At 56.8% G+C, this 15276-nt stretch carries 12 protein-coding genes and 1 riboswitch; all 12 genes read left to right on the forward strand.

What is annotated here, in order from left to right:
* Positions 1–10 precede the first annotated feature (10 nt).
* The 12 genes from GSUB_RS07250 (at position 11) to GSUB_RS07305 (ending at position 15224) form a co-directional block, all read left to right on the forward strand.
* Positions 11–1288 (forward strand): alpha/beta fold hydrolase family protein, encoded by a 1278-nt coding sequence (locus GSUB_RS07250; protein ID WP_235269920.1) that lies wholly within the window; start codon positions 11–13, stop codon positions 1286–1288.
* Complete coding sequence (locus GSUB_RS07255) at positions 1278–2030, forward strand: MlaA family lipoprotein (RefSeq protein WP_040199984.1); 753 nt, start codon at positions 1278–1280, stop codon at positions 2028–2030. The genes GSUB_RS07250 and GSUB_RS07255 overlap by 11 nt, the downstream gene beginning before the upstream one ends.
* 533 nt (positions 2031–2563) lie before the next feature.
* Complete coding sequence (locus tag GSUB_RS07260; RefSeq protein WP_040199985.1) at positions 2564–2833, forward strand: CopG family ribbon-helix-helix protein; 270 nt, start codon at positions 2564–2566, stop codon at positions 2831–2833.
* Positions 2833–3108: a type II toxin-antitoxin system RelE/ParE family toxin gene (locus tag GSUB_RS07265; RefSeq protein WP_144401976.1), complete on the forward strand. Its 276-nt coding sequence runs from the start codon at positions 2833–2835 to the stop codon at positions 3106–3108. Before GSUB_RS07260 ends, GSUB_RS07265 begins: the two co-directional genes overlap by 1 nt.
* 671 nt (positions 3109–3779) lie before the next feature.
* On the forward strand, positions 3780–4814 hold the full coding sequence (locus GSUB_RS07270; RefSeq protein ID WP_040199987.1) for an NHL repeat-containing protein: 1035 nt from the start codon (positions 3780–3782) through the stop codon (positions 4812–4814).
* Positions 4815–4954: 140 nt separating this feature from the next.
* A riboswitch (cyclic di-GMP riboswitch) is annotated at positions 4955–5030 on the forward strand.
* A gap of 37 nt (positions 5031–5067) precedes the next feature.
* A complete protein-coding gene (locus GSUB_RS07275) occupies positions 5068–6273 on the forward strand; it encodes a hypothetical protein (protein WP_040199988.1) in 1206 nt (401 codons plus the stop codon).
* 237 nt (positions 6274–6510) lie between these two features.
* On the forward strand, positions 6511–7722 hold the full coding sequence (locus GSUB_RS07280; RefSeq protein WP_144401977.1) for a cytochrome C: 1212 nt from the start codon (positions 6511–6513) through the stop codon (positions 7720–7722).
* Between the two features lie 107 nt (positions 7723–7829).
* Complete coding sequence (locus GSUB_RS07285) at positions 7830–9209, forward strand: YncE family protein (RefSeq protein ID WP_040199989.1); 1380 nt, start codon at positions 7830–7832, stop codon at positions 9207–9209.
* A 3-nt stretch (positions 9210–9212) separates the two neighbouring features.
* The gene (locus GSUB_RS07290) at positions 9213–11369 is read left to right on the forward strand and encodes a hypothetical protein (RefSeq protein WP_040199990.1); all 2157 of its coding nucleotides are present in this window, start codon (positions 9213–9215) and stop codon (positions 11367–11369) included.
* Positions 11370–11403: 34 nt separating this feature from the next.
* Entirely contained in the window at positions 11404–11982 is a 579-nt protein-coding gene (locus tag GSUB_RS07295; protein ID WP_040199992.1) for a GNA1162 family protein, read from the forward strand.
* On the forward strand, positions 11975–13180 hold the full coding sequence (locus tag GSUB_RS07300) for a hypothetical protein (protein ID WP_144401978.1): 1206 nt from the start codon (positions 11975–11977) through the stop codon (positions 13178–13180). Before GSUB_RS07295 ends, GSUB_RS07300 begins: the two co-directional genes overlap by 8 nt.
* 121 nt (positions 13181–13301) lie before the next feature.
* Positions 13302–15224 carry a peptidylprolyl isomerase gene (locus GSUB_RS07305; protein WP_158414054.1) on the forward strand — a complete coding sequence of 641 codons (1923 nt, stop codon included), beginning with the start codon at positions 13302–13304 and terminating at the stop codon, positions 15222–15224.
* Positions 15225–15276 lie beyond the last annotated feature (52 nt).

The raw sequence follows: 15276 nt of genomic DNA on the forward strand, positions 1-15276 counted from the left end.
TGGAATACTCGTGCCAGCGCTTCTGCTTCTGGCTGGTCCAGTCAGCGCGAAAGAAGCCCGCAGCTACGATTATCCCTTTGACAACCCCTTTGAGGCCACCGTCGTTGGCACGCCGGATGAATACCAGCCCGAACTCCCCAAAGAGATCCCCAGTGAGATTTTCAGCATAAAGACCTTCGTCCGGCGGCCGGTGCCGAAAATCTTCTGGTACCAGAAGGGTATGGATTTCTCCCTCGTAGCTCAACCCCGAAAAGCGCCGTTGGTTTTTCTCATCGCCGGCACCGGCGGTGCCCACGATTCAGGGAAAATGCGGGTCCTGCAGCGTGCCTTGTATCAGGCAGGGTTTCATGTGCTCTCCCTGTCCTCGCCCACGCATATGAACTTTATCATATCCTCGTCCGAAACCATGGTGCCTGGCGACCTGCGCGATGATTCCCGCGATCTTTATCGCTCCATGGCGCTGGCCTGGCAGAAGGTGCGGAGCACGGTCGAAGTCAGCGCCTTTCACCTGGCCGGGTACAGCCTCGGCGCCGCCCAGGCCCCTTTTGTCGCGCAAATCGATGATGAACGGCAGCTGTTCAATTTCGAAAAAGTGCTGATGATCAACCCCCCCGTTGACCTGTACAAATCTGTCAAACGCCTCGACCGCCTGCTGGAGGAGAATATCCCCGGAGGTCCGGAGAACTTCAACGTCTGGTTTCGCGACGTCATGAACCATCTGTCAAAAATTAACAGGGAGCTGGATCTGTTCAAGCTCAGCGAAAATGCTTTATATACCGTCTACAAACACTACCCGGTCACGGACGAGTTTCTCGCCGCGCTGATCGGCATCTCCTTCCGCATCTCCGCCGCCAATATGGTGTTTACCTCCGATGTGATGCACGGCGGCGGCTTTATGATCCCACCAGGGGTCGAGTTGAGCCCCTACCAGCCCCTCGAGGATTACTTCATTGTGGCTCACCACACCCCCTTTAGCGACTATTTTCGTGAATTCATGCTCCCCTACTACCAGGAGCGGGAAGCAGGGCTCACAGGGGAGGAGCTGCAAAGAAGGCAGACCCTGCAAAGCATTGGGGATTACCTGCGGCAGAATCCCCGCCTGGGCCTGATGCATAATCGCGATGATATTATCGTTTCACCCGAAGAAGTCGACTGGCTGGAAGAAACAATGGGCGAGAGAGCGCGAATTTACCCCCATGGCGGCCACTGCGGCAACATGGCCCATTATGACAACCTGGCCGCGATGGTGGCCTTTTTCACCGGGCAGGATCAGTGGAATGAGAATTGAGCGCCGCCTTGGGCTGGCCGTCATTGCGGCGGTTGTTTTTATGTGTTCGGGCTGCGGCCCCCTGGTGCCCTCCGCTCCCGAGCCGATACGCCCGGTCGCGCAATTTGTTGCACCGGAGAAAGAGTATGCCATCAAGGTGTTCGACCCCCTGGAGCGGGTCAATCGCCTGGTCTACCAGTTCAACTACTATTTCGATGTCTATGTTTTTCTGCCCGCCGTCGACGGCTATCGCTGGGTGATGCCCGATTACGCCGAGGACCGGGTCAGCAATTTCTTCGATAACGTTCTCGAAATCAACAACCTCGCCAACTGCATCCTGCAGCTCAAACCAAAGGCAACCGGCATTACCGCTGCACGTCTGGTGGTCAACTCCACCGTGGGCGTGCTGGGGTTGTGGGATCCTGCCAGCGGCTGGGGCCTGCCGCGCCAGGAGGAGGACCTGGGGCAGACTTTAGGGTACTACGGCATCGGCAACGGCCCCTACCTGGTTCTGCCAGTGCTCGGCCCCTCAAACCTGCGCGATGCCATCGGCAAAGGGGGCGATCTCTTGATTTTCAACGAGATCGACCCCTTCAACTTCGAAAACAACTCGTTCCTGCTGCCCCTGACCTACAACACCCTCAACGCCATCGACACCCGTAAGCGCACACCATTCAGGTACTACAGTACCGGATCACCCTTCGAATATGAATGGATCAGGCTGCTCTATACCGAGAAGAGATTTCTGCAGATCATGCAATAGGGGCAAGGTAGCAGTGCGGGATCGCAACTCCCATGACAAGGGACACTTTTCGCCATCCCTGGCCGTTTGATTGGCGCCCTCCCTGGCGCCAAACACCCTTGTCATGGGAGTTGCGACCCCACACCGAACACCAGGAAAAAAATAAAAAAAACCGGCACCCAGGGGAGGCAATTCCTGGTGCCGGTCAATGCTTTGAGGGAGGGAGTCCTCAAAATGAAGAAGTTTTTGTTCTCAAGATTTCGCCTGCCACAACGAAACCTTGATGATTTGTACTCTATCGAACCCCGTCCATAAAAAACAGCGCCATCCCCGCAGAAAAATCAATATATAACCACCTTAGTCATCTGTGCGGATGCACAGTCTGGAAGATTTGAAAGATTTCTCTCCGCCTCGCTCTTCCTCCCCGCCTCTCCGTTAAAACCCGTTTAGAAGGAAGTCAACGCTCGCAAGAATCTCGACACGCGTTTGACACAATCATTTTTAATCACTATAGTTCAAGTATAATCAAACCCAGTAGAATCAGGAGTTCTGCCATGCCACAGGTAAAAACCAAAGTCCTTACAGCACATGTGCCTATCCCGTTGGCCGAAAAGGTCGATCAGATGGCCGAGCGCCTCGACCGGTCCCGTGGTTGGATCATGAAGCAGGCCCTGTCGGCCTGGGTCGACCAGGAAGAAGAACGCAGTCGCCTTACCCGGGAGGCCCTGGCTGACGTGGATGCCGGCAGCGTTATCGACCATCAGGCCGTGCAGGCATGGGCCGAAAGTCTGGATAACGACAAACCGTTGCCCGTGCCGCGGTGATGGTGCTGAAGTGGACAGGAAGAGCAGTTTCTGACCTGGAGCGGCTTTATGAATTTTTGGCGTTGGTGAACCGGGAAGCGGCTGCGCGCACGGTGCAGGCCCTCACCAGGGCCCCGACCAGCTTGTTGGCAAACCCACGCATCGGCGAAAAGCTCGAAGAATTCGAGCCACGCGAAGTTCGCCGAATTCTCGTCGGGCACTATGAGCTGCGCTACGAAATTCAGGAATCCACGATCTACGTGCTACGGTTGTGGCATACCCGCGAGGATCGATAGCGGCCTTTCCGTCAACAGTAATGTTTTCGCAAAAGGCCTCGCTGGGCAAAAAAAACCGGCACCCAGGGGAGGCATCCTGGCGCCGGTCACGTTCGCTTGAGGGAGGGAGCCCTCAATGAAGAAGTCTTGTTATCAAGCCTTCGCCTGCCACAACGAAACCTTGATGATTTGTACTCTATCGAACCCCGTCCATAAAAAACAGCGCCATCCCCGCAAAAATTTCCATATCAAACCACTCTCCTCATCTGTGCAGATGCACAGTCCTAATTTTGAAGTGCCCTGAAAGATTTTATAGATTTTTTCGATTTACCATAAAGATTTCAAGCCTTTCTCTCCGCCTCTCTCTTCCTCTCCACCTCTCCGTTAAAAACCCGACCCAACAGCTCGTAATAGATATAAAAACCCAATCAATCTGCGCGATGGGTGGGGGATATAACCCACAATTGGGCTAAGACCCCCATATTCAATTAATGCGATTATATGATCCTACAGGTCTCACCTAAGTCATAAAATCAATGAATTCAATGGCTAATGAGAGTGTTGGAAACGCTTAAAGTTAGCTGGCACGCGGGGTGCACTAGGAGGTGCCCGGAACGAACGAATGCAATCAGGACCGGTGGCACGCACGCTCTTCACCACCCGGACAACAAAAATTGGGGATGGCGACCAGGATGAACACACAGCACCGCAGAAAACTTGCTTCAAACCCCGGACCGATGCTGTCGGCCCTGGTGCTGGTGCTCTCATCGCTGCTGGCCTCCACGGCGTGCGCCGGTGTTGAAGCCGCCTTTGCCTACAAGCTCTCTGACTTTTCAGGCCCGGTGCCTTCCCTGTGGGCCAAGGTGGATGTGGACAGCCGCTTTGATGAGGCCTATGCCCTCAATATCGGAGATGGCTTGATCCAGATCTACAACGAATCTGCCATGCAGGTGCACAGCTACGGTGAAGATTACGGGCTGGCCTCGGCGGTCGACCTGGCCGTAGCCGAGGAGGGCGAGGTGTACGTGCTCTTCTCCCGCCGAACCTCCGGTCAGCTGCTGCGGCTTGATTACCGGGGCGAGTTGATCGAGCCCGTGACGATTACCGATGTGCCGGAAGAGTATCTTCCTCTCCACCCGACCTTCATGGACTACCGTGACGGTGAAATTTACCTGGCAGACAGCCGGAGCATGACGATGGTGGTGGTCGACCTGGAAGGGCGCTTTCAGCGCGGACTCGATCTGCGCAGCTTTCTTCTCTCGGCCTCGCAGGAAGAACTCAATCGGGATGATCTGCGCGAGTCGCAGCGCAGGATGATCGAGGAAGAAATCGAATCTCTCAAACAGGCCGCGCTGGGTGGCTTCAGCGTCGACGCCCGCGACCAGATCTATTTTACCGTGCCGACCCTGTTCAGCGCCTACCGCATGCAGCCCGACGGCCAGTTCGAGGTGTTCGGCACTTCCGGCGGCGCCAGGGGCAAGTTTGGGGTTGTGGCCGGCATCGAGGCTGATGAGCACGGCAATATCTATGTCGCCGACCGTCTTCGCAGCGTGGTGTTGATTTTCGACGATGAATTCAATTTTCAGACCGAAATGGGTTATCGCGGCGGCGCCCCCCACAACCTGGTGGTGCCCGATGACCTGGCGGTCGACGCCCGCAACAACAAGCTCTATGTGTCGCAGGCGGCCAATCTCGGTGTCAGCGTTTTCAAGCTCCGCTTCAACTGAGCGGGAAGCGCGGTCACTGGAGAAATGAAGAAGAGACAAACAGATTTCGATCCGGAGAGGAGGTGAGGGTCAAAGGTAATCAAGGATCATGGCAACACCCTGTCACGGGTCTTCCGGAACTGCCAACGGAAGCCCACATTCTCCGTAAAGGGTAAACTCATCGCAAGGTGGGGACACAAAGCCTACGGGTCCCACAGGGACGGCCGGGTTGTCGGAGTGAATTTTCCCCAAAAAAATTCGGAGGATGTACAAAATGAAGAAGTTTTTCACTGTTTCACTTGCGGTTGCCGGCGCTCTGCTGCTCGTCAGCGGCTCGGCCTTTGCCTTCCACGGCGGCGGTGTCGGGCATTGCGATGGCTGCCACACCATGCACAATTCGCCGACGGATAACGGCGCTCCCCCTGGCACGCCTGGTCCTTCCCTGCAAAAAGGCTCCGACAACAGCTCAACCTGCCTTAACTGCCATAATGGCGCCGATCGCTACCATGTCAACAGCGCCGACGGCAGCAACACCAACGAAGGCGGAGATTTTCATTGGGTCAACGATAATGGGTATGCCTTCCAGGTTCGCCCGGGTGTTTTCAAAACTGTTGATTACAATAATTTAGGACATAGTGTTGTCGCAGCAGATTTTGGTATGTCTGCTGATGAAAACTTGACTACTGCACCGGGCGGTTCTTTCCTGGCGGCTGAGTTGGGTTGCTCCAGCTGCCATGACCCCCATGGTCAGGCTCAGGGCGGCACCATCGGTGGCGCTGCGCCGATTTCGGTGTCCGGTTCCTATGGCGAGGTGCCGCCTGAAGGCACCATCGCCGGTAACTACCGCCTTCTGTATGACAGCAACAAGGTGGGCTTCAGTGAAGATGCTCCCATCGCCCGCGCCAGCGGCTATGATGGTAAATCAACTCAGTATGGTTCCGGCATGAGCGGCTGGTGCGCCAACTGCCATGGGCAATTTTATTCCCAGAGCGCTTCCGGCGGCATGCACCCCACTGATGTGTCTGTACCTACGGTCTACAACAGCTATGTGGCAACCGGTAATTTCACCGGCGACATTTCCAGCGCGTATGATCCGTTGGTCCCCATCGAGCGCGGCGTGACCACCGGTTCCTGGGATCTGCCCTCTCCTGGTTACGATAGTGAAACTGGGCAAGCTTTAGAGGCAGCCGCGACGGCTGGTGTCGACGGCAGCTCCCAGGTGATGTGCCTCTCCTGCCACCGCGCCCATGCGTCAGCTTTTGACAATGCTCTGCGCTGGGATTACACCACCAGTGAGTTCATTGCCGAAAGTTGGATGTACAAGCCTCAAACAGGAACCCCTGTGGCAGAAACTGCCGCGCCTTACTACAAGCATGGTGAGGCAATCGACGTTGCCGATCCCGGCAGTGGCAATCCCTTCACCGATGGTTACGGCGAATATCAGCGTTCGCTGTGCAACAAGTGCCACGTGCAGGACTGATCCTCAGCTGAACACTCAAAGCTGTTAAAATTCTGTTATGCCTGATTTTCGGGCCGGCGGTTGTACACCACCGCCGGCCCTTTTTCGGCCTGCACTTCTCTTTTGTTGAATCCTGAAATGATCGAGCGCCCAAACCCGGAGAGTTATAATGAAAATTAATTTCGGGAGTTCCTTATGAGGCGTGATGGTTGCATTAATAAGTCAAGATTTCTGACACGCAACCGGGGGATTGATCGTTTGCGACTTCAGATAGGCATAGGAACGAGATGGGCGTGGCGCTTTGTTCTGCTGCTGGCGCTGTCCACAGGCAGTCAGATCGCGGTATCTGCGGTTGAAGCTGCGTCTTTTCACCGTGGCGGGGTCGGCAACTGCGGCGGGTGCCATACCATGCACAATTCGGAGGGCGGCTTGTCGATTCGCTCCGGTGCCACGGTCAGCCTGCTGCGTGCTTCCGATCCCGGTTCCATCTGCCTCAACTGCCATGCCGGCGCCGGTGGGCCTGCCAGCCCTTCGGTCTTCAGTTTCGACGGGTCGGCCCTGACCCCGGGGGGCGACTTTTACTGGGTGACCCGCACCTTCAGTTGGAATGGCGGCACCAGCCCGGCCGAACAGCACGGTCACAACGTGATCGCCCGCGATTTCAACCTCTCGGCCGACCCTCAGCGTATTTCTTCTCCCGGCGGCAGCTATCCTGCCTCTCAACTGTCCTGCATCAGTTGCCATGATCCTCATGGCGGTCTTTCGCAATCAGCATCGAATGGTCTCCCGGTCTCCGTCTCCGGTTCCTATGGCGAGCCGATTGCGGCCGGAACGGTGGGCGGCAACTATCGGCTCCTGGGCGATTCAAGCTACGCCGTTCGCGGCTATTCCTTCAGGGAGGATGCACCCATTGCCCGGCAGAACCCTTCGCGCCCCTTCGTCGAATCCGATGATTCCCATGTGGACTACGGTTCGGGCATGAGCGAGTGGTGCGGCAACTGTCATAGACGCATGGTCACCAGCAAACATAATTCAGGGGGCGGGCCGGGCTTCCGTCATCCTTCAGGTAGCCAGACCCGTTTCGATCAACAGACTCTGTCCCGCTACAATGCCTACATCCGCAGCGGCGACCTGTCCGGTACCGCCGATTCCTCTTACCTGCAATTTACCCCGTTTGAGCGGGGGATCAGTGACCCGCAGCTGCTTGACCCGACCAGTACCCGCGGACCCGACGCCAATTCCAACGTGATGTGCCTGACCTGCCATCGTGCCCATGCTTCGGCTTTCCCCTATGCCGGACGCTGGGATTTCACTGCCAACCTGCTGGCTGATTCACACCCCGCGTTGGGGGATGGCGGCGCAAGTGCGAGCGATGTGTCCAACAGTTATTATGGGCGGGATATTGGGTTTGAGTTTGGAGCGGATCAGGGGTCGTTTTGCGGGAAGTGTCATGAAGGGGGGGGGAAGTGATGATGAGGGACGCGGGACGCGGGACGCGGGACGCGGAAAACCCGAGGCTTTGGGCTTTGGGCTTTGGGCTTGGGGGGAGAGGCCGAATTTCTTGGCTTTTCTGGGTGATGGTGCCTGTATTGCTGCTGGCTGGCTGTTCTTTGCCCTCTCGGCCGGTGCCGGTTGTGCGTGATCCGGGGGCGGGGGTGCGGGTTTATCTGCAGCCTTTGCCGCAGGAAACTCATCGCTTGAAGTTCGTGATTTCTTCGATCACCGCGCGGCGTGCGGATGGGGGGGAGGTTGCTCTCCTGGACGATCCGAGAGAGATTCGTCCTGACGATTTGATCGGGCATCAGCACCGCCTGGTGGCCGCTAATCTTCCACCGGGCGATTACCTTGGGCTGAATCTGCAGATCGAGGATGCGACCCTGATGACCGACGAGGGGGAGAACGATCTGCTGGTCCCGGAGGAACCGATTGCCATCGATGAGGCGTTTCGCGTCCGTGCCGACCAGACGACGGCTTTGTTCCTGTCTCTCTCACCCGACCGGATCGTTACGGCCGGCTACCGTTTTACGCCGCGTTTTTCTTTATGGGGTTCGCGTCCCGTATTGCCCGGTCTCAAGGGTGTGGTGACCAACAATGCCGCCGGGACCCTGACCCTGTTTGAAAAGAAGACCCCGACGGTGACCAACGTTGTGGCATTGGGGCGCGGGCCGGGGGAGGTGGTCTTCGACGCGGCTCGCTCACGCGCCTACATCGCTTTGTCCGGAGAGGATGCCGTTGCCGTATTCGACCTGGTCAACGAGTCCGTGCGGGCCATGATCACCCTGCGCCCCGGTGACGGGCCTGTTGAAATGGCTCTCTCCCCGGATGGCAGCATCCTGGTCAGCGCCAACGCCGGATCGCGCAGCATCAGCGTGATCGATGCCGTTTCGTTCGTGGAGCGTGAACGTCTGCTGCTCAACGACCGCCCCTCCTCGGTCTTCTTTGATCCGCAAGGGGAAAGGGCCTACGTCCTTCAGGAATCATCCGGCATGCTGACTCACGTCGACGCGCACCAGGGGCGGATCATCGACACCGTGCACCTGGAAGAATCCCCCGTGCGCGGGGCGGTCAGCGATGATGGGAAGGCTCTTTACCTCATCACCGCCGATTCGGCCGACCTGCTGGTGGTGAATGCCGCGACGCTCAGGGTTCAGGGGCGCAAGTATGTGGGGCACGGGGCGCTGTGTATTGAAGTCGATCCTTTTGATGGACTGATCTACGTCGGGTTGAGCAGTGGCGACGTGATGGTTCTCGATCCCGGCTTCGATCTGCCGGTGGACACCTTATCCACCTCCGGCGGGGTTGCCTATCTTTCTCTGGATACTGAGGAAAACACCCTGTTCGCCCTGATCCCCGAGCACAGGCGCCTTGAAAAGTTCGACCTGGTCAGCAAGAAGCTGCTGGGGGCGATCGAGGTGGATGAAGGAGGCTATGCCGTTTCCGTGACAGGTGAGCGGTAAACGATGATGCAGCCCGGCCTTATCGCATGCTCGGTGTTGTGTTTCGCGGCGATGATGCTGACGCCTCTGTCGGCGGTTGCCGATATTCGGCTGATGGGCGATTGGACCTGGTCTTACAGTGAATCGGACACCACGCGCCTTGAGACGAATGAAAAAACGCAGAGCGACAGCCGCCGCTTTCGCCAGTTGTACCGCGCCGATCTCAGTCGCCAGGTCTACCCGACCCTGCTGGTCAATGGCGGCATCCTGTTCGAAAGAAGCGATCTTGATAGTGACATCGACGGACAAAGCACTGACACGACGGGAGAACTGCTGCGCCCCTATGTCGATGTCGAACTCGGTAACGACCTCTACACCCTGGCGGGAGGGTACCGGGAGAGCGAGACAACCCGCTCCGGCACCGGCCTTGAGACCAGCAAGCAATTTGTCGAGGAATACGACGCCCGCGCCGAGTGGAGACCGGTGGATCTGCCCGGCATTGAGACCACCTACACCCGTACCCTGCGAAACAGCGATCCGGAAACGACCGACCAGGAATCCCATTTTTATCGGACCACGGTTGATTATGCCTATCGCAATTACGAATTTCTCTACAATTACATGCGCAGCGACGACGAACAGAAAACCGAAGATACCCGCACCCGCACCCTGACGCAGACGCACAACGGTCGGGTGCGCTATTCGCGCGGATTTTTCGACAATCGCCTCACACTCAATGCGCGGGTGCAGGCCGAGCGGTCGACGGTGGAGTTTTCCGGGACAGGTGAACGGATTGTTCCGACCACCTCATCCGGCAGTTCCTTTTATATTAAAGAAGATCTTGCCCCTGACAGCAACCTCCCCGACGACTTTACCTCGGATGCCGAGGGGCCACTCTCCGAAGTGGACCTGGGAGGCGGCGGCAGCGGGAATCGGGTCAGTATCGGTATTGCTTATGCGGAGGAGGTGGAAATAGATCGTCTGCGCGTCTTCCTTGCCCCAGGGCTTGATGTTTATGAAATCGACCGGATTGAAAACAAATGGAAATGGGAAATTTACATCAGCGATGACCAGCTTAACTGGACATCGGTTCCGGTCACGGCAAGCGACTACGACCCGGTCGATAATTATTTCGAGATCCGCTTTGCGCGACAGCAGGAGGTCCAATACATCAAGGTCGTCACCAGCGCAGTTCTGCGCGATCCGGTGACCCAGCTCCCGCTCGACTCGATTCCAGTCTCCAGGATCGCCGGATTTTTCGCCCTGGCCCCCGATGACGACGACGAGATCGTCTCCATCTCCCGCAACCTCAATTTTGGGGTTGGGTGGAAGATGACCGACAAGACGCGGGTCGGCTATGACCTGGCTTATCAGGACCAGGAGGTTGATGCGTTCGATATCGAGAACCGGCAGATGTCCAATATCTTCAACATCAGCCATATCATCAACCAGGTCTTTTCAACCTCGGCCCGTTTTCTGCGCAACGACCGCTGGCGCAACGGCGATCACGATTTCGAGTCGCACCAGTTTACCGCCCAGATGAGCGCACGTTGGCTTGAGACCCTGCGGCAGAGCCTGACCTACAGCGGACAGCGCGTCGACGAAGACGAAGGGCGCAGCACCAGCCATGCCGTTTTCCTGCGCACTAATGCGGAACTCTACCGCGGCTGGGATGTGGCTTTCGACCAGGGCTACACCTGGCAGGATCAGGCCGAACAGGGGGAGATGGAGAGTTTTTTCGTGCGGGTGGCCAACAGCATCGTGCCGCATCGGCGCTTGAATTTCATCGTCGACTACTCCGTGCGCTGGACCCGGCAGGAAGAGCGCGACAACCGGCAGGACCAGACCGGGCGGGTGCGTGCCTTCTGGACGCCCACCGACACCCTGTCGCTCAACGGGGAATATAAAATTCGTGATACGGACCTTGAAACCTTTTCCGAATGGGAGTTCGGCGCAGGCTGGCTGCCGTTGCGCGACGGAACCCTGCAGCTCAACCTGCGCTACAGCGAAGAAGGGGATTCGGACGACGAGCGGCTGCGGAGCTTTTCGCCCAGCCTGACCTGGGCGCTGGCCCGCAACACCGACCTGACCCTGACCTATACCCTGGGGCGCAACAAGGATCGCGTTGAAGAGGTGGACTACCAATCCTTTCAAGCCAATCTGCGCTTTTATTATAACTGATCTCACTGAGCAAAGCATACGCAAGGGGACGCTTATGTCGATGATACGCTGCTTTCTACTTCTGGGATGGGTGCTGTTGATCGGGACTCTTCTGTCCGGTTGCGGCGGCAATGGCCGGACCTACAAGAATCTCAACATGAACTTCGCCGCTGTTCAGAGTATCGCCGTCATGCCGTTCGAGAACCTGACCAGTGACGACGATGCGGCAGACCGGGTGCGCGACGCCTATATGGGGATGCTGCAGGCCACTGAAGCCATGTATGTGCTGCCGCCGGGAGAGGTGCAGCGGGGTATTGAGCGGGCCAACGTGCGCGTACCGGAAGCGCCCACCGCCGACGAAGTCAAAACCCTGGGTAAAATCCTGAACGTCGAAGCGGTGCTGACCGGCGTGTTGCGTGAGTACGGGACGGTGCGCTCGGGACAGAGCGAAGCGAACATTGTGTCGCTGAGCCTGCAGATGATAGAGACGGAAACCGGCACCGTGGTCTGGTCCGGCTCGTCTACCCAGGGGGGGATTACCCTGTCGGACCGCATGTTCGGCGGAGGCGGTGAACCTATGAACAAGGTGACGGAAAAGGCGGTTAATGATCTGCTGGATCAACTGTTTGAATAAATTTCTGTTCTTCCTGCTGGTCCTTGTCAGCCTCACCGGCACGGTTCGGGGTGAGGAAGTGGCCGAAGCGTTTCCCACGGATACGGGGTGGAAGCGGGCGGGCGAAGTTCATCCCGGTTTTGGACGCGACACCCTGTTGGCCTACCTGCCGCCGGAAAATCTCAGCGGCGTCAGGGCGCCAGTGACGGAGATCGGCCGGAAAATCATGGAAAATCTTCGTGGACGGGAGTTTCGCCTGCTCGCGGAAACCGAACTCGAATCGTTCATGAAAAAGTATCGCATGCGGCATACCGGCGGCATCGGGTCGCGCATGGGAAGATTGCTGCGTGACGAAACTGGGGCCCAGGCTGTTTTCGTCACGTCACTGGAGAGTTTTCAGGAGCAGGGGCCTCCGAAAATATCGTTGATCTGCCGTATCGTGACAACGGGACTCAACCCTGAAATCGTGTGGATAAAGAGCGTCGGCCTTTCCGGGGATCAATCGCCGGGTTTTCTCGGCCTGGGGCTGATCGATGACAGCGAAGAACTGATCGACATGGCGGTAGAAGCGCTGCTCGATGATTTGGACAATTTTCTGCACAGCGGCTTTAAATCACGATCGCCGGCCTCTCTTGTTCGCTATGAACCAGCAGAATATGGCGATCCTACGCTCGATGAACAAGATCCGCTGCTCTTTTCACACAGGTCTAAATACGATCCGCGGGAGTATTACCGCGCATCCTGGTTCAATCCTGAAGGGGAGTACGCGGTGGCTGTTGTGCCATTCCTCAATAAATACGCGCGTGCCCATGCCGGTTTTGTCGCGGCTCTGCATTTTACTGAAATCCTCCATGGTTTTGAAAATCTGCATGTTTTCGAGCCCGGCCTGGTCCGGGAGCAGCTGCTCAGATATCGACTGATCATGCCGGCGGGACCGTCGTTGGCTGTGTCGGATGTTCTGGCAAGCCGCACGACCTTATCCGCAGACCTGATTCTGTCAGGCCAGGTTTTTGATTACCAGGGATTGAGGGGGGTACCCAAGGTCGATTTTTCCGTTCAGATTTTTGATGGGCCGGCTCGGGATGTGGCCTGGTGGTCACGCAGCGACGCGCGGGGAGATAAGAATGTCTACTTTTTCGATTTCGGCAGAATTCACACCGCTCATGGATTGATGCATCGATTGGCCGACAGGGTCGGCGCCATGCTTTTAAGCCATTGAGTTTTACCTACATCAGCAAGGAGTTGTCATGCACGTATTTTTTAGACTTTTTTTGATCGGATTGTTTCTTGGGGTTGGAGTTTCTTCCGCGTTCGCTTTTGGTTCAGGAATGGAACAGGGGATGGACGATCATGGGGCGCCGGCGCTGCCCACCGACCAGGCTTATACCCTGAGCGTGCCCGTGTTTTCGCCCCTGTTCGAGCAGACGCCGGTGGCGCTGGTTAAAGGGCGCCCCATTGCGTTGGGGGAGGTAACGGCTGCGCTGCCGGTGGAGGTCCGGAAAAGTTCCGACATCGCCGGCCTGAACAGCAAATTCAACGAGGTTCTTGACCGTCTCGTTGCGGCCCGTCTGGATGGAGGGGAGCGCAAAGAGGTGGACGTTTTTGTGGATGGGAAGATCGACAAGGATCAAGTGCTGACCCTGAAGGTTCCTATTTTTTCACAGCATTTTCTTTTTACGCCGGTCGCCGAAGTTGACGGTGATGCCATCCCCATGGGGGAGTTTATCCGTGAACTCAACGCCATGCATGCCGAAAGCGGCGGGGATCACCATCATGACAAGCCGGGGGAACTGCTCGACCGGCTGGTCACCATCCGGCTGGTGGAACGCGAGGCGCGCAACATCGGTTTCGACCAGACGGATTCCTTTAAGAAGCAGGTCAAGGACTTTGCCGAGCGCACGCTTCTCTATGAACTGCTGGACCGTCGCATTGAAGGGTTGGTGCTGGACGATGAAGAGGTGGACCGCATTTACCACGACATCTCCCTGGCCGCCAAGCTGCGCAGCTACCAGTTCACCAAGCAGGAACATGCAGCCGCCTTCATGCAGGCGCTGGAAGAGGGTGCGGACTTCGACAAATTGATCAAGGAAAAGGTTGAAGAAGGCCTGGCTTCAGGCGGCGAGGATGAGGATTTTGTTCCGTTCAAGGAGCTGAGGTCGCAGGTGGCGAGCCACGCCAAGGACATGGAGGTCGGCGAAGTCAGCAAGATGTTCAAGGTCGACGACAATTTCATCGTGTTCAAGCTCGAAGATCGCAAGTTTATCGAAGATCCCGCCGCCCTGGAGGTGGCTCGCAAAATCGCCTGGGATCGGAAAGTGGCGCGTGAAACGGAAAAATACATCGATGAAATCATCGATGAATACGCGGTTTTCGATGAAAAAGCCCGCGAAGATTTCAATTTCACTGCGTTCAAAAAAGAAAACCCGGACGCGAAGCTCTCCGATGCCCTGCTGACCTTTTTCGACGACCGGCGCACCCTGGTGACGGTCGAAGCCCAGGGACAGGTTCACAAGATGCAGGTCAGGGAGCTGGCCGACAAGGTGAAAGAAACCTATTTTCACGGCACCGACATCGATCTGAACGGTCCTGAAGCCGACAAGCGCGCCGAGCAGATCCTCGATGACTGGATCTTCCGGATTGCCGGCAAGGCGGAGGCGCTGGATGCGGGGCTTGATCAGACGCAGCGCTACCAGCTGAAAGTGGAGGAATTCGAACGCCGCACGCTGTTCGATACCTTTATCCAGAAAGCCGTGGTCAACGATATCAAATTGACCGAAGAAGAAATTCGCGCCGGCTATGATGACAACATCGAAGATCATTCCACCCCGGCCATGGTGAGGATGAAGAGCCTGGCGTTTCACAAGAAAGATGATGCACTCAATGCGCTTGATAAGCTCAAGCGCGGCAGTGATTTCAAATGGGTCTCGGGCAATTCGGAAGGACTTGCGCCGTCGGATGACAAGGACCTGCTCGACTTTGAGAGCGGGATTATCAGCATGACGTCCCTGCCCGAAGAGTTTCAGGAAAACTCAGAGAATATCCGCAGCGGCAGTTCCATGCTGTATTCCGATCCGGGTAAACTTCACTACGTCATCTTCTTTGAAAAGGTCTATCCGCCTGAGCCCAAACCCTACGACCAGGTGCGCAGCCAGATTCTCAAAGAGGTGTTTCAGAAGCATGTGATCGATGGGCTGGAGAACTATGTGGCACAGCTCAAGCAGCATTATCCGACAAATATCTTTCTCTCGTTTGAAAAAAATTGATGGAAAGCACAGTGACTGCAAGGTCGACTTCTGTTGCTCAACAGTAGGCTTT

This window comes from Geoalkalibacter subterraneus (genome assembly GCF_000827125.1).
Lineage (GTDB): Bacteria > Desulfobacterota > Desulfuromonadia > Desulfuromonadales > Geoalkalibacteraceae > Geoalkalibacter_A > Geoalkalibacter_A subterraneus.